The organism is Sphingomonas piscis (assembly GCF_011300455.1).
In the GTDB taxonomy this organism is placed as follows: Bacteria; Pseudomonadota; Alphaproteobacteria; order Sphingomonadales; family Sphingomonadaceae; genus Sphingomicrobium; species Sphingomicrobium piscis.
In genome coordinates this window covers 1,208,338-1,229,421 of sequence record NZ_CP049869.1, presented here as the reverse complement: position 1 = coordinate 1,229,421, position 21,084 = coordinate 1,208,338, and the positions used below count along the sequence as shown (strand labels likewise).

Annotated in this window: 23 protein-coding genes; 10 read left to right on the top strand and 13 right to left on the bottom strand. The window is 63.4% G+C overall.

From position 1 onward, the window contains the following. Positions 1–11: 11 nt before the first annotated feature. Entirely contained in the window at positions 12–1,229 is a 1,218-nt protein-coding gene (locus tag G7077_RS06045; protein ID WP_166410921.1) for an SAM-dependent methyltransferase, read from the top strand. Here the strand turns inward: G7077_RS06045 and G7077_RS06040 are convergent, their stop codons facing one another. The 3 genes from G7077_RS06040 to G7077_RS06030 form a co-directional block, all read right to left on the bottom strand. Next, positions 1,230–2,030 carry an ABC transporter ATP-binding protein gene (locus G7077_RS06040; RefSeq protein WP_166410920.1) on the bottom strand — a complete coding sequence of 267 codons (801 nt, stop codon included), beginning with the start codon at positions 2,028–2,030 and terminating at the stop codon, positions 1,230–1,232. A gap of 7 nt (positions 2,031–2,037) precedes the next feature. Next, positions 2,038–4,116, bottom strand: coding sequence for a S46 family peptidase (locus G7077_RS06035; protein ID WP_246167431.1), 2,079 nt, complete (start codon positions 4,114–4,116; stop codon positions 2,038–2,040). A gap of 72 nt (positions 4,117–4,188) precedes the next feature. Further along, complete coding sequence (locus G7077_RS06030; protein WP_166410919.1) at positions 4,189–4,884, bottom strand: EF-hand domain-containing protein; 696 nt, start codon at positions 4,882–4,884, stop codon at positions 4,189–4,191. A gap of 116 nt (positions 4,885–5,000) precedes the next feature. Here G7077_RS06030 and G7077_RS06025 point away from each other — a divergent pair, with 116 nt between their 5' ends. The 7 genes from G7077_RS06025 to G7077_RS05995 all read left to right on the top strand — a co-directional run bounded on the left by G7077_RS06025 (position 5,001) and on the right by G7077_RS05995 (position 12,643). After that, complete coding sequence (locus G7077_RS06025) at positions 5,001–6,221, top strand: argininosuccinate synthase (protein WP_166410918.1); 1,221 nt, start codon at positions 5,001–5,003, stop codon at positions 6,219–6,221. Positions 6,222–6,307: 86 nt separating this feature from the next. Continuing rightward, complete coding sequence (locus G7077_RS06020; protein ID WP_166410917.1) at positions 6,308–7,825, top strand: NAD(P)/FAD-dependent oxidoreductase; 1,518 nt, start codon at positions 6,308–6,310, stop codon at positions 7,823–7,825. 5 nt (positions 7,826–7,830) lie between these two features. After that, positions 7,831–8,211: a GtrA family protein gene (locus G7077_RS06015; protein WP_166410916.1), complete on the top strand. Its 381-nt coding sequence runs from the start codon at positions 7,831–7,833 to the stop codon at positions 8,209–8,211. After that, positions 8,208–9,563, top strand: coding sequence for a hypothetical protein (locus G7077_RS06010; RefSeq protein ID WP_166410915.1), 1,356 nt, complete (start codon positions 8,208–8,210; stop codon positions 9,561–9,563). Before G7077_RS06015 ends, G7077_RS06010 begins: the two co-directional genes overlap by 4 nt. Next, positions 9,560–9,988 carry a hypothetical protein gene (locus tag G7077_RS06005; protein WP_166410914.1) on the top strand — a complete coding sequence of 143 codons (429 nt, stop codon included), beginning with the start codon at positions 9,560–9,562 and terminating at the stop codon, positions 9,986–9,988. The genes G7077_RS06010 and G7077_RS06005 overlap by 4 nt, the downstream gene beginning before the upstream one ends. A 91-nt stretch (positions 9,989–10,079) precedes the next feature. Then, positions 10,080–11,633, top strand: coding sequence for a hypothetical protein (locus tag G7077_RS06000; protein WP_166410913.1), 1,554 nt, complete (start codon positions 10,080–10,082; stop codon positions 11,631–11,633). After that, positions 11,630–12,643: a glycosyltransferase family 2 protein gene (locus tag G7077_RS05995; protein ID WP_166410912.1), complete on the top strand. Its 1,014-nt coding sequence runs from the start codon at positions 11,630–11,632 to the stop codon at positions 12,641–12,643. The genes G7077_RS06000 and G7077_RS05995 overlap by 4 nt, the downstream gene beginning before the upstream one ends. On the opposite strand, the gene G7077_RS05990 is transcribed toward G7077_RS05995, so the two are convergent. Next, a complete protein-coding gene (locus tag G7077_RS05990; protein WP_166410911.1) occupies positions 12,577–13,305 on the bottom strand; it encodes a class I SAM-dependent methyltransferase in 729 nt (242 codons plus the stop codon). The two genes, G7077_RS05995 and G7077_RS05990, sit on opposite strands and share 67 nt — an antisense overlap. After that, on the bottom strand, positions 13,305–13,709 hold the full coding sequence (locus tag G7077_RS05985) for a GtrA family protein (RefSeq protein ID WP_246167430.1): 405 nt from the start codon (positions 13,707–13,709) through the stop codon (positions 13,305–13,307). The genes G7077_RS05990 and G7077_RS05985 overlap by 1 nt, the downstream gene beginning before the upstream one ends. Positions 13,710–13,774: 65 nt before the next feature. Here G7077_RS05985 and G7077_RS05980 point away from each other — a divergent pair, with 65 nt between their 5' ends. Then, positions 13,775–14,911: a hypothetical protein gene (locus tag G7077_RS05980; protein WP_166410910.1), complete on the top strand. Its 1,137-nt coding sequence runs from the start codon at positions 13,775–13,777 to the stop codon at positions 14,909–14,911. After that, positions 14,869–15,570 (top strand): hypothetical protein, encoded by a 702-nt coding sequence (locus G7077_RS05975; protein WP_166410909.1) that lies wholly within the window; start codon positions 14,869–14,871, stop codon positions 15,568–15,570. The genes G7077_RS05980 and G7077_RS05975 overlap by 43 nt, the downstream gene beginning before the upstream one ends. Here G7077_RS05975 and G7077_RS05970 read toward each other — a convergent pair. From G7077_RS05970 to G7077_RS05935, 8 genes are all read right to left on the bottom strand, one after another. Beyond that, on the bottom strand, positions 15,567–16,196 hold the full coding sequence (locus G7077_RS05970) for a MarC family protein (protein ID WP_166410908.1): 630 nt from the start codon (positions 16,194–16,196) through the stop codon (positions 15,567–15,569). The genes G7077_RS05975 and G7077_RS05970 overlap by 4 nt on opposite strands. 7 nt (positions 16,197–16,203) lie before the next feature. Next, positions 16,204–17,091, bottom strand: a complete 888-nt coding sequence (gene folD / locus G7077_RS05965) for a bifunctional methylenetetrahydrofolate dehydrogenase/methenyltetrahydrofolate cyclohydrolase FolD (protein ID WP_166410907.1) — start codon at positions 17,089–17,091, stop codon at positions 16,204–16,206. Then, the gene (locus G7077_RS05960) at positions 17,088–17,390 is read right to left on the bottom strand and encodes a YggT family protein (RefSeq protein WP_166412354.1); all 303 of its coding nucleotides are present in this window, start codon (positions 17,388–17,390) and stop codon (positions 17,088–17,090) included. The genes folD and G7077_RS05960 overlap by 4 nt, the downstream gene beginning before the upstream one ends. Positions 17,391–17,433: 43 nt before the next feature. Continuing rightward, positions 17,434–18,393, bottom strand: a complete 960-nt coding sequence (gene egtD / locus G7077_RS05955) for an L-histidine N(alpha)-methyltransferase (RefSeq protein ID WP_166410906.1) — start codon at positions 18,391–18,393, stop codon at positions 17,434–17,436. After that, the gene (gene egtB / locus G7077_RS05950; RefSeq protein ID WP_166410905.1) at positions 18,377–19,606 is read right to left on the bottom strand and encodes an ergothioneine biosynthesis protein EgtB; all 1,230 of its coding nucleotides are present in this window, start codon (positions 19,604–19,606) and stop codon (positions 18,377–18,379) included. The genes egtD and egtB overlap by 17 nt, the downstream gene beginning before the upstream one ends. An 8-nt stretch (positions 19,607–19,614) precedes the next feature. Beyond that, positions 19,615–20,238 (bottom strand): flavodoxin family protein, encoded by a 624-nt coding sequence (locus tag G7077_RS05945; RefSeq protein ID WP_166410904.1) that lies wholly within the window; start codon positions 20,236–20,238, stop codon positions 19,615–19,617. Between the two features lie 75 nt (positions 20,239–20,313). Continuing rightward, the gene (locus G7077_RS05940; protein WP_166410903.1) at positions 20,314–20,874 is read right to left on the bottom strand and encodes a cob(I)yrinic acid a,c-diamide adenosyltransferase; all 561 of its coding nucleotides are present in this window, start codon (positions 20,872–20,874) and stop codon (positions 20,314–20,316) included. Further along, positions 20,875–21,075, bottom strand: a complete 201-nt coding sequence (locus tag G7077_RS05935; protein WP_166410902.1) for an HIG1 domain-containing protein — start codon at positions 21,073–21,075, stop codon at positions 20,875–20,877. Between the last annotated feature and the right edge of the window lie 9 nt (positions 21,076–21,084).

The window sequence follows — 21,084 nt, the reverse complement described above, 5'->3', positions numbered from 1 at the left end:
GGGACGCGCCCATGTCGCTGATCGGACGTTTCATCGACCAGATCCTGCCGGTTGGAAGCCTGACCATTATCCAGGCGGACGGCAGTCAGGAGACGCACGGAGGCGGGGGCGGCAAGCACCTCACCATCCGCTTCCACGACAGGGGCGTGATGCGGGAGATCTGGCGCAACCCGCGTCTTCGCTTCGCCGAACTCTATATGGACGGTCGGGTGACCGTCGAGGACGGCTCCATCCTCGACTTGCTCGAATTGGTCGTCGGCGCCCGCCCGTGGGAGCAGGGCAACCCCCGCAAGGCACTGGGCAAAGGCAAGGCCAAGTGGCTGAAGCGGCTATTCCGGCGCAACGATCCGACCAAGTCCCGCAGGAATGTCGCGCACCATTACGACATCGGCAACGCGCTCTATGAACTCTTCCTCGACGAGGACTGGCAGTACAGCTGCGCTTACTACACCGACCCGGCGAACAGCCTGGAACAGGCGCAGCGCGACAAGAAGGCGCACATCGCCGCCAAGCTCCACCTCCAGCCGGGCCACCGGGTGCTGGACATCGGCTGTGGGTGGGGTGGAATGGCGATCTACCTGCACCAGGTTGCGGGTGTCGACGTCCTAGGCATCACCCTTTCCGAAGAGCAATTACGGTTGGCCCGAGAGCGCGCCGAACAAGCCGGCGTCTCGGACCATGTGAAGTTCGAATTGATCGACTACCGCCTACTGGAAGGCCGCTTCGACCGCATCGTTTCGGTGGGCATGTTCGAACATGTGGGGGCCGCGCATTACGAGGAATTCTTCCTCAAGTGCCGCGAGCTCCTGACCGATGACGGTGTCATGTTGCTCCACACGATCGGCAAGCTCGGCGGTGCCGGGCAACCCGACCCGTTCACCGACAAATATATCTTCCCCGGCTACCACGTGCCCAGCCTGTCGCAGATGTTCTCAGCGACCGAGAAGGTGAGGCTGATCCCCAGCGATGTCGAAATCCTGCGACTTCACTACGCATATACGTTGCGGGAATGGCTTGCCCGGGCGACGAAGAACCGAGCCAAGATCGAGCAGATCTACGATGCCAGGTTCTTTCGGATGTGGGAGTTTTACCTGGCAGGCGGGATCGTGATGTTCGAAACGGGTGCGGCCTGCAATTACCAGGTGCAGTATGTACGCAACCGTCGGGCACTGCCGATTACGCGGGATTACATGGCGGCGGCCGAGGCTCGTTACCGGGGCGCCTCCTGATCAGCCGAAGTCGGCATGGTACCAGTCACCGTTACGCCGCACCTTTGCCGGCGTGTCGAAGAGCGCGCCAAGTCTGCCTCTTTCCAGCATGGCGTCCTTATCGCCCGCACCGGCAATCTTGCCGTGCTTGAGGAGAATGATTTGCGCGATCTCCGGAAGGATCTCCTCTACGTGGTGGGTCACCAGGATCAACGTCGTTCCCGCACGGGCAACTTCCCTGAGGTCTTCCAGGAAGCGCCGCCGCGTGCCGGGATCGAGACCCTGGCAAGGCTCGTCGAGGATCAAGGCTCGGGGATTGTGGACCAGGGCGCGGGCGATCAGCACCCGTCGAGCTTCACCGCTTGATAGTGTCGCCACCTCGCGGGCGGCCAAGTGATTCACACCCATGCGCGTCAATGCCTCGCCGGCTCGCCGCAGCATGTCGTCATCCAACGAATGGTTCGGGGACAGGCCGCGAGAACTGAAGAAGGCGGCGGCGACGGCTGAAAAGGCGTCGAGCCGCCCGCCGCTCTCGCCGGCCAAATCCAGATGCACCGAGGGCGAGACAATCCCGATCAGGCTGCGGAGGTCGCGAATGCGCCAGCGCTCCTGGCCCATGATCCCGACCTGCCCGCCATGCAGCGGGTAAAGGTCACGGCTGATCAGCGCCATCAGCGTCGACTTGCCGGCTCCATTCGGCCCGAGGATGGCGGTGTGCTGCCCCTCCCGAACGCTAAGAGAGATATGGTCCAACACCAACTGCCCGCCACGAAGGACGCTTGCATCCCTGATGTCGAGGAGCGGCGGTCGCTCGCCGATCACGTCGGCGCTACTTCGCGTGCAGTTCCGCCAGCAGCGTCGGGGCCGGGTAGATGACTTTGAGCGCCTGTTCCACCGCCGCGGTCGAAACGGCGATCGAGCGCGCCTTGTCGATGTCGTAGGCGAAGTCGTTGCGAAGCCCATGGATATTGCGGTCGAAATTGGCGCCGATCACCGCCCCGTCGCGGTCGATCACCGGCGACCCGGAATTGCCGCCGATCGTGTCCGCCGCATAGACGAAGTCGAGCGCGCCCCCTTCGTCGATCCGCTGTCGACGCGCCAGGTAGGCGGGAGCAAGTGCAAACGGCTTTGCACCCGTTGCGCGGTCGAACGCGCCACGGAAGGTCGTGCGATAGTCGACCTCGCGGCCATTCTCGATCCATCCTCCAACCTTGCCGTAGGTGATGCGAAGACTGAAGGTCGCGTCCGGATAGACGCTGGCTCCGTAAGCGGCGAACCGCGCATCGGCGAGCTTCGCTCGTGCAGCGGTGATCGGTCCGTCGACGCGCTCGTCATACAGCTTTTGGACACGCCGTTCGTTCGCATCAAGCGCACGAGCGTAAAGGATCATCGGGTCCTTGGACGCGGCAATCGCGGCAGCACCGCCGTCCCACAAGGCCTTGCGCACCTTGGCGTCTGCAAGGCTGCTGCCGGACACTAACCGGCGAGCCAGCCCCTCCGGCGATTCCTTGCCTAGCAAAAGCCGGGTTTGGGGATGGTCGACACCTAAATATTCGCGCGCCTTGGATAGCGACCATTCCATCATCAGGCTGTCGAGCCACGGGTAGACCGGACGCTCGTCGAGAAGAGTCTTCTCGAGCAATGGAAGGGCGCTGTCGCTGTAAGCCGGCAGCCGCTCTCCGTTCGGCTTGCTGCGCTCATCCGCAGCCCGTACGAGCGTCAACGCATAGTCGAACAGATCGCCCTGCGGCTCGGTGAAGCGGTATTCGGCGTCGATCTGTCGCTGTGCCGTAACTGCTTTGTCGATGTCGGTCCAAGGATCGCCGATCGCCGCGTTTCCCACACTGCGGGAGCGCAGGTCCGCTTCGTTGCGGGCAAGCATGGCGTTGAACTGCGGATCGCCGAGAGCCTTGGTTCGGCCGATGGTACGCTTCAGATTGTTCTCGACACCATAGAGCGTGGTCTCACCCTCGCGGGCATGATCCGGGCTTTGCCTCATCGCCGTGATCAGGCGCCCCCGAAGCTCGCTTTGGGTAGCGAGCGTAATCGGAAGATTGACCTCGCGCTGGTACGCGAACTGGCTCTGGGTCAGCAGGCGCTGAGTCGAGCCGGGATTGCCGACAACGAAGATGGCCTCGCCCTTCTTCGGCTCACGCGCAGTCCAGGTAAGATGCTGCGGCGTCGCGACCGGCTGCCCATTTTCATAGGCGCGCAGGAAAGATGCATCGAGCGCGTAGCGGGGGAAGTTGTAATTGTCGGGGTCGCCGCCGAACGTCTCGGCCGCAGCCTCCGGTGCCCAGACGATACGGACGTCCGAATATTTTCGATAAGTGTAGAGCTTGTACTGGCCACCGCCATAGAGCGTCACGACCTGGCAGCGGGTCGTCGCCGTGTCGAGGCAACCTTGCTTTTCGAGATCCGCGATGGCGGCGGTGCGCGCCTTCACCAATGCTTCGCCGGCCGACGCGCCGATCGCCGCCTTCACACGTGGCGTAACGTCGGTAATGGCGGTGACCACTTCCGCCTGCTGGCCAGGGCACTTGCGCTCCTCAGTCCGAGCCTGGGCGATGAAGCCGGTCGCCAGCAAGTCGCTGCCACTGCTTGACAGGTCTTCGAGGCAGGAGGCGACGCAGTGGTGGTTGGTTAAAATGAGACCAGAGCCGCTGACGAAACTAGCCGAGCAGCCGCCGGTAAGCCGTACCGAGGCGGCGCGCACCCGGTCGAGCCAGGCCTGATCCGGTGCCCAGCCATAGTCGCGCTTCATCTTCGCTGCGGGAAACGCGTCGAACGTCCACATTCCTTCATCCGCCGAGGCTGCACCGAACGGAAGCACAACGGAACCGAGCAACAGCATCGGGAAAGAGAGGGTGCGCAAAGGATGGTCCTGACCTGATCGAAAGCGGGTCATGCTGCACGGTGAGGGGTCAAAAGAAAAGGGCCGACGTTGCCGCCGACCCTTTCTTACATGCTCACCGCAGGCTTAGCCGTTGTGCTGGTCGTGCTGCATGTGTCCACGCATTTGCCGACGCTCCTCGCGGCTCACGCGGCCGTCCTTGTTGGCATCGGCCATGTCGAAGTGGCGCAGGGCACTTCCTTGCGCCTCCTGAAGCGTCACGCGCCCATCCTTGTTGGCGTCCGCCATCGCGAACATCCGGCCAGCATAGCCGCCGCCCCGGGCAGCGCGGCGCTCCTGCCGTTCGCCACGCTGAGCGAAGCGCTGCTCGCGCTGCTGCCGAAGGGCGTCGAATTCCGCACGGGTGATCGCGCCGTTGCGGTCCACGTCCAGTCGGGCGAACATCTGCTCTCCACGCTGTGCGCGCTGCGGAGCCGAGGCCTGCGACTGAGCACGCTGGGCACGGCGAGCGTCGAATTCAGCGCGGGTGACCTGCCCGTCCTTGTTGGTGTCGAGCCGTTCAAAGAACTGGCCCGGGCCGCGGCGCTCCTGACGCTCGGCGCGCTTGGCGAGGCGCTCACCACGCTTGGCCTGAAGCGCCTGCGCTTCAGCCTGGGTGATGGCGCCGTCGCGGTTGGCGTCGATGCGCGCGAAGTGCCGCTGTACCTTAGCGGCGACATCGGCGCGGGTCTGCACCTTGTCGGCGCGGACAGCGGGCGCCTGCGCCACGGCGACGGTGGAAAGAACGGCGGCAGCAACACCGCCCAAAAGCAACTTCTTCATGTGGCACTCCAGGATCTAATCTGGGGCGGCCCTATCCTGCTTCCACTGTATGCGGCTTGAACGCGCCGTTGTGCGGTGGCAAGGCGCCCGGCGATCCCTGCAGCCAAGGAAGACCAATGTCCGAAGACATCCGCCGCGTCGTGCTCGCCTTCTCCGGAGGCTTGGACACCAGCGTGATCCTGAAATGGCTGCAGCAGACCTATCGCTGCGAGGTCGTCACCTTCACCGCCGACCTGGGCCAAGGCGAGGAGCTTGAGCCGGCGCGGCACAAGGCCGAGCTGCTGGGCGTGAAACCCGAGCATATCTTCATCGACGACCTGCGCGAAGAATTCGTCCGCGACTTCGTCTTCCCGATGATGCGGGCCAATGCGCTCTATGAAGGCTTGTACCTGCTCGGAACCTCCATTGCCCGGCCGCTGATATCGAAACGACAGATCGAAATCGCGAAGCAGGTAGGAGCCGACGCTGTCTCCCACGGTGCGACCGGCAAGGGCAACGACCAGGTCCGGTTCGAGCTGGGCTATTATGCATTGGACCCCGACATTAAGGTGATCGCGCCGTGGCGCGAATGGGACCTCACCAGCCGCACCGCGCTGATCCAATTCGCCGAACAGCACCAGATTCCCGTTCCCAAGGACAAGCGCGGCGAGAGTCCATTTTCGACCGATGCGAACCTTCTGCATACCTCGTCCGAGGGCAAGGTACTCGAGGATCCGTGGGAAGAGGTGCCGGACTATGTCTACTCGCGCACTGACGACATCGTGTCGGCGCCCGACACGCCGGAAGAGATCACCGTCGAGTTCAAGGCGGGCGACGCAGTGGCCGTAAACGGCACGGCGCTGAGCCCGGCCGAGCTGCTGACCAAGCTCAACGAACTCGGCAAGCAGCACGGCATCGGCCGTCTTGACCTGGTCGAGAACCGCTTCGTCGGCATGAAGAGCCGCGGCATGTACGAGACTCCGGGCGGCACTGTCCTAGCGCTGGCGCACCGCGGGATCGAGCAATTGACCTTGGATCGCGGCGCAATGCACCTCAAGGATGAGCTCATGCCCCGCTATGCCGAGCTCATCTACAACGGCTTCTGGTTCTCGCCGGAACGCGAGATGCTTCAGGCCGCAATCGACCATAGCCAGGCCAAGGTGGAGGGCACGGTGCGGATGAAGCTCTTCAAGGGCGCCGCCCACATCACCGGCCGTCGCTCGGCGCAGAGCCTCTATAGTGAGAAGATCGTCACCTTTGAGGATGACGCTGGCGCCTACGACCAGAAGGATGCGGCCGGTTTCATCAAGTTGAACGCTCTGCGCCTTCGCTTGCTCGCCCGGCGCGACCGCGGCTAAATGTTTCCAAGTTTCATCACCGCCGCGTTAACCATTACTTAGGTCTCGCCGCTTACCTCCGGCTCAACAAACAGTTGGGGGAAGGTATGACGACGAAGAACGGTCAAGCGGTCGATGTAGCGATTATTGGTGCGGGTCCGGCCGGATTGACTGCTGCCTACCTTTTGACGAAGAGCGGCCACAGCGTAACGGTGATCGAAAAAGACCCCGTCTACGTCGGCGGCATCAGCCGGACCGTCGAGCATGACGGATTCCGCTTCGACATCGGCGGCCACCGCTTCTTCTCCAAGTCGAAGGAGGTCGTCGACCTCTGGAACGAGATCCTTCCCGACGACTTCATTCAGCGCCCGCGCATGAGCCGCATCTTCTACGGCGGCAAATATTACAGCTACCCCTTGCGCGGCTTCGAGGCGCTTCGCAATCTCGGCTTGTGGAAGTCGACCTGCTGCATGGCGTCTTACGCTTATTCGCAAATTTTCCCGAAAAAGAACGTCGCTTCCTTTCAGGACTGGACCATCAACCAGTTCGGCGAGCAGCTCTTCAACATCTTCTTCAAGACCTACACGGAAAAGGTCTGGGGCATGAGCTGCAACGAGATTTCCGCCGACTGGGCGGCGCAGCGGATCAAGGGGCTGAGCCTCGGAAGCGCCGTGCTGGACGGCCTCAAGCGCTCGCTTGGCCTTAACAAGAAGCCGAACGATGGCATGGAGACCAAGACCCTGCTGGAAACCTTTCGCTATCCGCGGAGGGGCCCGGGGATGATGTGGGAAGCCGCGCGCGACTTCGTCGTGAAGGGCGGCAACCGCGTTCTGATGAACCATGCGCTGCAGCAGCTCTCGCTCGACGCGAAGACGGGTCGCTGGCGGGTCGCCACCACGAACGGCGATGGCGAGACGGTGGTGATCAATGCCGCCCACGTCATTTCGTCGGCCCCGGTCCGCGAATTGGTCGGCCGTATTCATCCGCTGCCCAAGGCTACGCAGAATGCGCTGGATCTCCGCTATCGCGACTTCCTGACCGTCGCCCTGATGATCAAGTCGGAAGACATCTTCCCGGACAACTGGATCTACATCCACGAGCCAAACGTGAAGGTCGGCAGGATTCAGAACTTCCGCAGCTGGTCGCCGGAGATGGTGCCGGACGACAGCCTCGCCTGCGTCGGCTTGGAATATTTCTGCTTTGAAGGCGACGGTCTGTGGAACAGCTCGGACGAGGAACTGGTCGAACTCGCCAAGCGCGAGATGGCGACACTCGGCATGTGCGATCCCGCAGCCGTCAAGGGCGGCGTGGTGGTGCGCCAGGAGAAGGCCTACCCGGTCTATGACGACGTCTACAAGGACAATGTCGAGGCGATCCGCGCCGAGCTCGAGCAGAAATATGAGACGCTTCACATGATCGGCCGAAACGGCATGCACCGCTACAACAACCAGGATCATGCGATGATGACGGCCATGCTGACCGTCCGCAATATTCAGGCCGGCGCGCGCGTGTACGACATCTGGCAGGTCAATGAAGACGCCGAATATCACGAGTCCGGCGACGAGGGAGAGAAAGCGGCGCTAGCCTCCGAACGGCTGGTTCCGAAGCGCCTCAAGGCGGCGTAACCGCCATGCTCCGGTTCACTTACGTGCGCTACTTGTTGGCGAGCACAGTGGCGCTGGCCGTCGACTCGGCACTGTTTCTGGTTGGCCTCCAGCTTGGGGCAAGTCCCTTGTCTGCAGCGGCCGGCGGCTATGCCGCCGGGCTTCTGGTGCACTGGTTCCTCTCCAGCCGTGCCGTCTTCTCCCGCGGCCTTGCGCCGGGCGGAGCGGAGCGGCGCCAACAGCAAGTCTTGTTTCTCGCATCCGCGCTCGTCGGATTGGCCGTTACCATGCTCATCGTTGGCGGCGGTGCGGCTCTGGGCCTCGATCCTCGGATCGCAAAGATTGGCGCAATCGCCTCCAGTTTTCAGCTGACCTACATGCTACGAAAGCGCCTGGTCTTCGCATGACCGATCCGCGGCTCACCCGGCTCTTCGGCGTCAGTCAACGATGGCTTCTCATCCTCCCGCTTATTGCGGGCTACGCCTGGATGCTGGGCAACAATCTCGGGCCGATAAGCAACCGGATTTCTCCTGATCCCGACGACACGATGCGCTTGCTTCAGGTGCGCGACCTGCTTGCCGGCCAAAGTTGGTTCGACGTTACGCAATATCGCCTGAACCCGCCGCTTGGCGCTCCCATGCACTGGTCGCGGGTCGTCGACCTGCCGATCGCCGGCACGATCCTCCTCCTTCGGCCCTTTCTCGGGCAAGCGGGCGCGGACCTGGCGGTGCAGTTGATCATCCCGTTCATGACGCTGGCCGTGGTCATGCTGATCCTCGCCGCAATCACGCGCCCGCTCCTAAGCCCGACCGGGCGCTTGATGGCCGTTGCCGTGGCTCCTCTGACGGTTAGCGCGCTTTCGCAGATGCAGCCAATGCGCATCGATCACCACGGGTGGCAGATGGCGATGGGCATGCTGATGGTGCTTGCTGCGCTGCAGTTCCGGCCACGCGCAAGCGGAATCCTCGCGGGTGCGGCAGCGGCGGTGTGGTTGAACATCTCCGTCGAAGCGATCCCGATGACGGTGGCCCTGGGCGCGTGGTGGGGGGTCAGCTGGCTCATCAACCCTGCGTCTCACGACCGGCTGCGGACCTATGCCGTCGCATTGTGCGCCGTAAGCTTGCTGCTGTTCGTGCTGACGCGGGCGCCCTCTGCCTGGGCAGTTCCGGTGTGCGACGCGGTATCGAGCGCCCATCTGGCTGCATCTGGCGTCGTAGCCCTCTGGTGTGCGATCGCCGTTCGTCCAGGCCTAGCGCCTTTGTGGAAGAGGCTGGCCGTGCTTGCGGGTGGAGGCGGGTGCGCGCTTGCCGTCATGTGGCTGCTCGACGCCCAGTGCCTTCGCGATCCGTTCGCCAACCTCGATCCGCTGGTTCGCCGCTATTGGTACGTCGGTGTGAAGGAAGGACTGCCCATTTGGCAGCAGGCGCCGCTCGTTGCTCTTGCCATCCTTGCACAGCCGATCGTCGGCATAACCGGCGCGATTTTGGCCTGGCGCCGCGATGACGAGGCCCGACGTATGGCCTGGCTTACCTACCTGGCCCTGCTTGCCGCCTCTATCTTGGCAACCTTTGCCTTGGCCCGGGCCGGGGGTTTGGCCAATATGCTGGCCTTGCCGGGTACCGCCTTCCTCTCCTTGCGGGCACTCGGCTGGGCGAGAGCGATCGAGCAACCGATCCCCGCGTGCCCGCCACGGTTGGTGCACTCGCAATCATGCTACCCGCCTATGTCGTACCGTTTTCGGTCCCGAGCCGGAACATGAACAATCGTGTCGTCCAAACCACCGAGAACGTAGCGGAAATCGACAAGTGCATGGCGGAAAAGGAAATGGTGCGGCTCCGGCTATTGCCCCAAGGCATCATCTTCGCGCCGCTGGATATATCCCCCGCCATCGTCCTCCACACGCAACATCGTGCCATTGCCTCGGGCCATCACCGGAACATGGCCGCGATGAAGGACGTCATTTCCTTCTTCACAGGCTCGCCAGCTGACTCCCTTGAGGTCATCCGCCGGCGCGGAGCCGATTATGTCGCAATCTGTCCTGACATGCCCGAAATGCACAACTACGCCAAAGGAAGCCCGGACGGACTTTGGGGTCAAATAAGCCGCGGCGTCACCCCACCCTGGTTGGTACCCATCAAGATCCAGGGTGCACAGACGTTCAAGGTCTGGCGGGTGGTCAAGTAAGAGCAAATGCCAGCGTTAAGAGGAACTCTTTTCGCCAAGGGCTTGAAATTCCACGGCTGGTAGGAAAAGCAGCTTCCCCGTAGCGGGGGTCATGGAACAGCCACAATCGCATCAGGCAGAGGAAGGCTCCCGGCGAGCCTGGTGGGAGGAGCGCTGGTTCGTCGCGCTTCTTGTCCTGCTTTCGGCCGTTCCCTTGCTCTATCCTACCGTTCCGCCGCTGGTGGACTTGCCCGGTCATATGGGGCGTTATCGCGTCCAGCTCGACGTCGATAGTTCGCCCTGGCTTTGGCGCTACTATGGCTTCCACTGGGCGCCGATCGGCAATCTGGGCGTCGATCTGCTGATATGGCCTCTGGGCAAGCTGATGGGCCTGGAACCGGCGGTGAAGCTCGTCGTACTGGCGATTCCGCCACTTACCGTTGCCGGCTTCCTGTGGGTCGCACGGGAAGTGCACGGACGGCTGCCGCCGACGGCTCTGTTCGCGCTGCCGTTCGCCTATGCCCATCCCTTCATGTACGGGTTCGTCAATTACGCGCTGTCCATCGCGCTGGCGTTCCTGGCGTTCGGACTATGGCTGCGGCTCGGGCGGATCAACCGAACGCAGCTCCGCGCGATCCTGTTCGTCCCCATTTCGGTCATAGTCTTCTTCACCCACACCTATGGCTGGGGTGTACTTGGATTGCTTTGTTTCTCGGCCGAAGCGGTCCGCCAGCACGACCGGGGCGGAGGCTGGTTTCGCTCCGTGTTCTGGGCCGGATTGCAGGCCAGCACCATGGCCCTTCCCGTCCTAATCATGGCGGCTTGGCGAGGCGAAACCCACGGCGGCATGATCCGCGGCTGGTTCGAGTGGGGCAAGAAATGGGAATATGTGATCCAGGCGCTTCGCGACCGCTGGGAATGGTTCGACCAGGGCTCGCTCCTCATTGTCGCCGCCTTGCTGATGGTCGCACTGTTTCACCGAAAGCTTAGCTTTTCCCGCAACCTCCTCTTTTCTGCCTTCGTGCTTCTGGTTGGTTACGTCCTCATTCCGCGCACGATCTTCGGGTCGACCTATGCCGACATGCGGCTAGTGCCGTTCGTTATCGCCGTGGCTTTGCTGTCGATCCGCTTCCGGGAGCCGGGGCAATCCCAGTTAGCGCGTACGGTAGCAGTGGCCGGTTTGGCCTTTGTTCTTGTTCGCTTCGGCGCTCACACGGCAAGTCTCGGGATGGCGGCGGCGGACCAGAATGCCAAGCTCGAGGCGTTGAACCATGTTCCGATGGGCGCGCGAGTCGCATCGATGATCGGCCAGAAACAGTGCAATCTGGCGTGGGAGATGCCCCGCAACAGCCATCTTGGCGGCATGGTAATTGTCCGCAAGCACGGCTTCTCCAACGATCAATGGGCAATCCAGGGACAGAACCTTCTGGACCTTCGCTATCACTCGCCGGGCGTGTTCCGCGCCGACCCATCGGAGATGGTGCGGGCGATGCATTGCCGGCGCCGGACGGCGTGGCGTGTCGACCTCGCCTTCCGGATGCTGCCGCACGACAAACTGGATTACCTTTGGTTGATCGACCCGCCGCCGATCAACCCAGCCTGGACCAAGGATATGACCGAGGTCTGGCGCGGACCGCATTCCGTGCTCTATCGGCTGCACCCATGACTGCGCTGTCCATCGTCGTGCCCTGCTTCAACGAAGAGGCGTGCTTGGTGGTTCTACACGAACGGCTGTCGCGCGCGGCCCGCGCAACCGTGGGCGACGACTACGAAATCGTCCTGGTCAACGACGGCTCACGGGACAACAGCTGGGCGACGATGGTGCAGCTGAGTGAAGGCGACTCGCACCTGCTCGCTGTCAATCTATCACGCAACCATGGTCATCAATTGGCGCTTACGGCGGGGCTGGACCTGTGCCGAGGCGACACGATCCTGATCGTCGACGCCGACCTTCAGGACCCGCCCGAGCTGCTCACGCCGATGCTGGAGACGATGCAGCGCGAGGCTGCCGACGTCGTCTACGGTGTCCGGCGCAGCAGGGCCGGGGAAACGGCGTTCAAGCGAGCGACCGCACATGGCTTCTACCGCTTGCTTTCTCGCGCGACCGAGGTGGACATCCCACTTGATGCAGGCGACTTCCGGTTGATGAGCCGGCGAGCACTCGACGCCTTGCTCGCCATGCCTGAGCAGGCGCGTTTCATCCGTGGCATGGTGGCGTGGATCGGGTTCCGTCAGGTTCCGTTCCCCTACGATCGCGCCGAGCGGCATGCGGGCGAGACCAAATATCCGATCTCGAAGATGGTCCGGTTCGCGCTCGATGCACTGACCGGCTTTTCGTCGGCCCCGCTGAAGCTGGCGAGTCATGCCGGGCTTCTGCTGTCGATGAGTTCGCTGCTGCTCATCGCCTATATCGCCTACGCCTGGGTCGCGCATCGGAGCATCCAGGGGTGGACCTCGCTGATGCTGGTTGTTGTTGTCCTCGGCGCCATCCAGATGTTCGTTCTGGCGCTGATGGGCGAGTATATCGGCCGCCTCTACAATGAGGCGAAGGGCCGGCCGCTCTATATCGTGCAGGAAATCGCCGGCCGCTCGCGGCCCGCGCGGCTCGGCTATCTGGCCGATGCGACTGCGAACAAGGACAAGCCTGGCGGCAACGGGACCCTACCGACCAAGTGACGCTCAGCTGCGAAGGTTTTTTCCAGGGCTGCATTCACCGGGGCAGCCGGAGTCGACAGGTCGCTGTCGTCCTTCCCCCGCACCTTTGACACCATCCGCTCGGCGACCGCGACTGGGAACAGCAGGCTGTTGAAATACCCCATTCGCTCCAGCCGCAATGGCGATCGGTCGAACAATTCGCGAAACTGGACGGCCGAGTAGCGGCGGACGTGATGGTTCACGACATCATGAGCCGACCACATCCAGGGGTGGGCGGGGACGGTCGCAACGAACTTGCCACCGGGCTTCAGACACTCGGCGATCGCCGCCACGGCAGCCGTATCGTCGTCAATATGTTCGATCACGTCGAACGAGCCAACAAGGTCGAAATGTCCCCGCGGCACGCCGGCCAGCTGTGGCAGAGGGGAGCTGAGAACCGGCTTGCCCAGCCTCTTTTCGGCAACGGCACGAGCGGCCGGGTCGATCTCCAGCGCATTGACGCTGCCAAAGTGGCTCAGCATCTCCAAATTATGTCCGGTGCCGCACCCGACCTCGAGGATCTCGGCGGCCAGTGGCAGGGAGGTGCATCGGGCGATCAGGGCCGACAGCACCTTGCGCCGGGCCCGGTACCACCAGTGGCGCTGGTCCTGCGCTTCCATGGCGTCGTAAACTGCGCGGTCCATTAGCGGAATACCCACTGACGGTTGAGGAAGTAGGTCGCAACCGGAGTCACCAGAATCGAGGGCACGAGCGGCCACCACGTGGGCCCCTCAAGCGGGCCGGTGAGCACCCAGGTGAACAGCTCGTTCAAGACGAAGCCGCTGGTCTGAACGGCCAGGAACTTGATCTTGAGCTGCCGGTCCTCGGCCTGGCCGTGCCCCTGGAAGCTCCAGCGGCTGTGCAAGACAAAACCGATCGAAACCACGATCAGGAACGCGATCAGCACCGCTGCCATCGGGCTCATGACATAGGTCGCCAGGACCCAATAGATGACGGAGTAAAGCGCCGCGAGCGAAAAGCCGACGATGCCGAAGCGGATCAGCTGCCGAAGCATGATCTGGCGTTCCGGGGCGAGGGTGGAAAGCATGGCACTCCAGGAGCGGGCAGAGGGTTGTGCTTGCCCTTTGGGAGCGAGTGGCTAGAGCGCCAAAAATGGGGGAAGGCAAGGATCAGCTTGTTCTTGAACGGGTCGGCGAATGGCTCGACCGTCATTGGAAGTGGGTGGTCCTGCTTGCCTGGCTGGCCTTCTGCGCATGGCTGTTGAACCAGCGGTGGGGGCCGGTTCACGCTTTCGCCCTCGCGGATACCGACGATAATCTGCGTATGGCCCAGGTGCGCGACCTGCTCCGTGGGCAGGACTGGTTCGATCTTCGGCAGCACCGGCTGAACCCTCCGGCGGGCGCTAACATCCACTGGTCGCGGCTGGTCGATCTACCGATCGCCGGCCTGATTCTGCTCCTTCGACCATTTGTCGGCGGCGCGTCGGCGGAGATGGCGGCGACGGCGATTGCACCGCTGCTGCCATTGGCGCTTACGCTCACCTGCTTGGCACTCGTGGCGCGCCGGCTCATCGATCCGCGCTCATTTCTCCTTCCGGCCGTCGTACTGATCTACGCTGGATCGGCGCTTGGAATGTTCGTGCCGCTCCGCATCGATCATCACAATTGGCAGCTCGCATTCTTGGCATTGGCGATGGCGGGCCTGGCCGACGCGAAGCCCGCGCGTGGCGGGATGGTGGTGGGGCTTGCAACGGCCCTTTCGCTCTCCATCGGTCTGGAAATGCTCATCTATCTCGGCATCGCAGCCGCGGCGGTGACCTTGTTCTGGGTTGCGGATGATCGCGAGCGACGGCGCCTTGCGAGTTATGGCATCACCCTTGCCGGCGGCACGGCCTTCGGCTTCCTGCTGTTCGCTTCGTACGACAACCGCCTGGCGGTGTGCGACGCCTTGTCGCCGGTCTGGCTGTCCGACGCCCTGATCGGGGGTGCTTCACTGTTCATCCTATCCTGGCTCTCTCCCGCCGACTGGCGAAAACGGCTAGGCTTGGCGGTGCTGGCTGGCGGCATCATCGCCGTCTTCCACGCGCTCGCCTGGCCAAGCTGCCTCAGCCGCCTGGAGGGTTTCACGCCTCAGGCGGTCGACCTGTGGCTCAGCCATGTGCGCGAGGCGCGCCCGATCACCATGCACGGCTGGCGCACGGCGACGCTAAGCCTTTCCATCCCCTCAGCGGCCTGCTGGGTTGGGGCGTGCTGGCCTGGTTTCGTCGTCACGATCGCACGGCGTTGCTGAAGGTGATCGCAATCGCACTGCCATGCCTTACGGCGACGGCGCTGCTCTTTTGGCAGACTCGTACCGGTCCGGCAGCGCAGATGCTGGGCACGATCGGCGTTTCCGCGTTGATCTGGTTGCTCCCGAGCAAGCTGCGCTCACCCAACCCGCTGCTTAAAGCGTTTGTCGTCCTGCTGTTCGTTGCGGCAAGCGCCGGCGCGGTCGCTCCGCTGGTTGTCGATGCCGTGCCGGACAAGCCGCCAACGAAGCGGGCGCAGGCGGTCAACCGCGCCAACCGGATGTGCAACGCGATCACCAGCTTCCGGCCGATCGCCCGCCTGCCGCGCGGGACGGTGTTCACCTTCGTGGACACAGGCCCGCGTCTGATCACGGTAACCCATCACAGTGCGGTGGCCGGACCTTACCACCGGAATGCGCAGCAGATCGTCGACATCATGAAGGCGTTTCGCGGGTCCGAGCCGGAGGCGCACGCGATCATCGCCAAGTATCGCGCCGATTATGTGCTGACCTGCCCCAATGCGTCGACCACGACGATCTTCCGGGCGGAGGCCCCGGAGGGCTTCTACGGTCAACTCGCCAACGACCAGATCCCCGAGTGGCTCACACCCATCCCGCTGCCGAAGGGCTCACCGTTCAGAATGTGGAGGGTGGTGCGCTAGGCGAGCTGCGGAAAGCTCTGCTTCAGGCCGTCGATCACGAACTGCGCCGCCAGCGCAGTCAGGATCACACCGAGAATGCGCGTGATTACCGCCTCGATCCGCTCGCCCATCAGCCGAAGGATGGCGGGCGCGGCGAGGAGCGCGGCCATGGTGATCAGCATGACGGTGGTGATTGCCGCCAGCACCGTCAGGGTGGCGGCCGCGCCGTCCGCCCGCGATACCCACAGCATGGCGCTCGCGATCGACCCAGGGCCGGCGATCATCGGCATGGCCATCGGAAAGACGGAGATATCGTGGTGCTCGGCATCACCTTCGATCGACTGTGCCCGTTCTTCCCGCCGCTGGGTGCGCCGTTCGAACACCATGTCGAGCGCGATCATGAACAGCATGATCCCACCCGCGATCCGAAAGCTCGCGAGACTGATCCCGAGCGCATGAAGCATCGGGCGGCCGAGCAGAGCGAAGAACAACAGGATGGCCCAGGCGATGGCCGACGAGCGGATTGCCATCGACCGGCGGTAAGCTGCAGGGGCACCCCGCGTCAGGCTGGCAAAGATCGGAGCGCAACCCGGTGGATCGATGATCACCAGAAAAGTGACCAGCGCCGACCCGAACAGCTCGATCATCGGCAGGTCACAGCTCTTGTGGGACCGTCAGCCCGGCGCGGCGGTGCGCAGCTACCAGGGTGTTGCGAAGCAGGCAGGCGATGGTCATGGGTCCGACCCCGCCCGGAACGGGTGTGATTGCACCCGCAACCTGACTGACCTCTGAAAAGGCCACGTCGCCCACCAGCCTGCCCTTCCCATCGTCGGTCAGTACGCGATTGATGCCGACATCGATGACGGTGGCCCCCGGCTTGATCCAATCGGCCTTCACCATTTCGGGCCGGCCGACCGCCGCGACGACGATGTCCGCCTGCCGCACGACGCCCGGCAGGTCCGCCGTTCGCGAATGGGCGACGGTGACCGTTGCGCTTTCACCAATCAACAGCATGGCCATCGGCTTGCCGACGATGTTTGAACGGCCGATCACCACCGCATTCTTTCCCGACAGATCGCCCAGTTCTGCCCTCAGCAGCTTCAGACAGCCGAGCGGCGTGCAGGGCACCAGTGCGTCCAGGCCCGTCGCCAGACGGCCTGCATTGAGGGCGTGAAAGCCATCGACATCCTTGTCCGGGCTGATGGCGTCGATAACCTTGGCGGCATCGATCTGGGTCGGAAGCGGTAGCTGGACGAGGATGCCGTCGACGCGCTCGTCCGCGTTGAGGTCCGCAACCAGGCTGAGCAGATCTTCCTCGCTGGTGGCGTCGTCCAGCTTGTGATGAAAGCTCTCGAGACCAGCTTCACCGGTGGCCTTGATCTTGGACCGGACATAGACGGCGCTGGCCGGATCCTCACCGACGAGGACCGTGGCAAGCCCTGGGCGGCGTCCGGCAGCCTGTGCGAAGGTGCCTGCTGCGACCCGCACCTGTTCCCGGAGTGAAAGCGCGGCGGCCTTTCCGTCAATGAGGCGCGCGGTCATGGCTGCCCGGTGAGCAGGCTGGCTTCCACGCCGTTCAACAGGATGTGGCCGATTTGCAGAAGGATCAGCAGAACCAGCGGCGAGAAGTCTATTCCTCCGAAGTCGGGCAGGATGCGGCGGATTGGCCGATAGATCGGATCTGTCAGCCGCTCCATGGCCAGGGCAAATTGGCGAATGCCGTTGGAACTGGTGTTCAGCACGTTGAAGGCGAACAGCCAGCTTAGGACCACCTGGATGATCACCACCCACCAAAGGACGTTCAGCAGCAGGTGGCCGACAGAGAAAATGGCATGGAGCATGGATCGCAATTAGCCGCCGTTGAAGATAGCCGCAACTTGCCCCTTAGGGCGCAAAGCGAAGCGGCTGCGCCTCGGCAAGGATGATCCAGAAATCGCCGGCTTCGTCCGACCACTCCCGCAGCGGCGTCCAGCCGCCGGCGAGCAGCAGCAGGCGTGCGCCGCGCTCGCCATATTTGTGGCTGTTCTCACTGTGAATCGACGATCCGGCAGCAAAGTCGAATGGCTGGCCGGAGACGGTGAAGCGCACGTCACGGGTGGCAACCAGGTGCATCTCGATGCGTGACAATATGTCGTTCCAGCGCGCCTCATGGCGAAAGGCGTCCACGGGAATGTCGCCATCGAGCTCGCGATTGATGCGGTGAAGCAGGTTCAGATTGAACTGCGCGGTGACGCCTTCAGGATCGTCGTAGGCATCAATCAGCCTTTTCACGGACTTCACCCGGTCCATTCCGATCAGCAGCAGCGCGCCCGTGCCGAGCAGGTCGCGGAAGTGGCGCAGCAGGTCGGTGGCGGAGCGCGGAACGAAGTTGCCGATGGTGGAACCCGGGAAGAAGCCCAGTTTCGGCAGCGGCTCGACGCCTTCCGGAAGGTGGAATGGGCGGGTGAAGTCGGCGGTCACCGGTAACACCTTCAGCCCCTCGAACTGGTCCCGAAGCTCGGCCGCTGACTGCTCCAGATAATCGCCCGAGATGTCGATCGGCACGTAAGCCGCGGGGGCAACCGCCTCGAGCAGAATAGGGGTTTTCGTCTGTGATCCGGCGCCGAACTCGACAACTGCCGCCCCTTCCGGAATGCACGCGGCAATCTCCGGCATGACATCCTGCAGCAACCTGGTTTCGACCTGGGTAGGATAGTAGCTTGGCAGCCGCGTGATGTCGTCGAACAGCTCCGACCCGCGCTGATCGTAGAACCAGCGGGCGGGCACCGCGGGGATCGGCGCCGACAAGCCGGCAAGCACGTCGTTGCGGAAGGCTTCCAGTTGAGGATCAACAATCGCGAGCAAGGCGCACTCCCGTGAACTGCCACCGAGAGTGCGGCGGGAAGAAATTGCGGTAGCTTGCGCGCGAGTGGCCGCGCGGCGTGGCGCAGCTGGCGCCCTTCAGAACGAACTGCCCGCACATGAACTTGCCGTTATATTCGCCAACTGCGCCATTGGCGGTCTTGAAGCCCGGATAGGGCGCAAAGGCGCTCTGCGTCCAATTCCAGACGTCACCGAACAGGCGCTCTCCTGCGCGCGGGGCGACTGCCCCGGCTTCATCGAGCTGGTTGCCTGCGCTTGCATCCTTGTCGGCCGCGAAGGCTTCCCACTCGAATTCAGTCGGAAGCCGCGCTCCGGCCCAGCGGGCAAAAGCGTCGGCTTCGAAATAGCTGACGTGGGACACTGGGGCCGCCCAATCGATGTCGCGGCGTCCGCCAAGCGTGAAGCTGGTCCCATCCTCGCGCCAGTAGAGGGGCGCCGTGACCCTTTCGCGACACACCCATGCCCAGCCTTCGGACAGCCACAAGGCCGGATCGCGGTAGCCGCCATTCTCCATAAAATCGCGCCACTCGCCATTGGTGACGAGGCGATCGGCAATGGCATGTGGGTGAAGCAGAACGTCGTGGCGAGGGCGCTCGGCGTCGAAGGCAAAGCCCAGCGCGCGTGCGCCCGCCTGAACGATACCGCTGCGTCCCTCACGAAAGGTCATTGCCGCAACGTCACTGCCATTGTTCGGCGCCAGCGATCCGTAGGCGGGCTCCACCGGGTTGGCTGCAAACGTGGCGAGAATGTCGGTCAGGAACAGCTCCTGATGCTGCTGTTCATGGTGGATGCCAAGCTCCACCAGTTCGATCGCGCTGCGCCCGAGCGTCGGCAGGATCTGCTCCAGCGCGGCGTCGACATGCGTCCTCCAGGATCGCACCTCGTCAAGTGTCGGCCGGCTCAGCATTCCGCGCCGTGGGCGTGGGTGCCGCTCTCCCTCCGTCTCGTAATAAGAATTGAACAGGTAGGCGAAGCGTTCGTCGAACGGCCGGTAGCCCCGTTGGTGGTCGCGCAGAACGAACGTCTCGAAGAACCAGGTCGTGTGCGCCAAGTGCCACTTGGCCGGCGATGCATCGTCGAACGGCTGGATCGTTGCGTCGGCATCCGACAGCGGCTCGGCCAGCGCCAGGGTCAGCGCGCGCGTGCTTCGCAGCCGCTCCAAAACGGTCGGTATCGTCGCGCTCTGCTGATTCATCGGCAGGTTCACTGCGCCTGTTCAACCCCCGGATAGGCGTGCACTTGCAGCAGCTTGGCGAGATGTGCAGCGTTGGACGCCAGCATCGCCGCCGTTTCCTGCACATTGTCCGGCACCTGCGGCAAGTCCTGGAAGTCGGTCTTGCCCATTGCTTCGCCGACCCAGTAGCAGGCTGCCGCCGCAGGAATGGTCCATCCTACATCGTTCAGCGCCTGGAACAGGGTTGCGGTGACATGATGGGCGCCATCCTCATTGCCGACGATCGTCGCCACCGCGACCTTGCCGAAGCTAGGCATACGACCCTGGTCGTCCGTCTCGCTCAAGAAGGCGTCCATTCGCTCGGTCACCATCTTGGCGAGGCTCGACATTTGCCCAAGCCATATCGGCGTTCCGAATATCAGAATGTCCGCGGCCAGAATGCGTGAGCGGACGTCCGGCCACTCGTCGCCATGGCCCTCGTCCGAACTCACGCCGGGCAGGATGTTGTGATCGGCAATGCGGATCGTTTCCGTAAGCTCGACGTCATGCTTGCCAAGCTCGGTACCGATAAGGCGGATCATCGCGTCGGTGGACGACGGCTTGCCCGAGCTTCGCTTCAGGGTGCAGTTGATGGCGACGGCTTTAAGGGTCATGCGCTTGGCGTCCACATAGTTGCTAACCCTTGTTAAACAACCGCGCGCCCCACCAGTGCCGACAGGACCTAAGGGCTAGGTCCGCGTTGCTCCCGGCTGCCATAGCACATCGCCGCCGGTGCGGTTTGCCGTCGCGCGGGCGGCGACGAACAGGAAGTCGGACAAACGATTGAGGTAGGATAATAGGTGCGGGTTCAGCACTTCCGCCTCGTTCAAGGCCACGCAGGCGCGCTCGGCCCGCCGAACCACCGTCCGCGCCATGTGAAGCGACGACACCGCCGCCGAGCCGCTGGGGAGAATGAAGCTGGTGAGCGGCTCCAGGTCAGCATTGAGCGCATCGAGGTCGATCTCCAGACGTGCGACCTGCTCGGGCACGATCCGGAGCGCGCCCTGAACATCGCCCGGCGTCGCGACGTCGGCGCCGAGGTCGAACAGTTCATTCTGGATCCGCGTCAGTTGCTGGCCAAGCGCTTCATCGTCGGCATGCGACAGTGCCAAGCCGATGGCCGCATTGGCCTCGTCGACCTCGCCGATCGCGGCCATGCGCAAGCTCGCCTTGCTGACCCGCGATCCATCAACGAGACCTGCGCTCCCGCCGTCGCCGGTGCGGGTGTAGATCGCGTTGAGCTTGACCACCTATTTGCCGGACGCGAGCAGCAGGATCAGCGCGACCACCATGATGGCGACGCCCTGGTACAGGACGCGCTTGCGCATCCAGTTCTGCTGCGCCTGTCCGGTCACGTCCTTGCCGGACGCCATCGCGACAACACCGCGAACAAGCACGTAGAGCGTCGCACCCATGAGGCCGACGAGCAGGATGATGAGAAGGACGTTCATGTCTCTTAT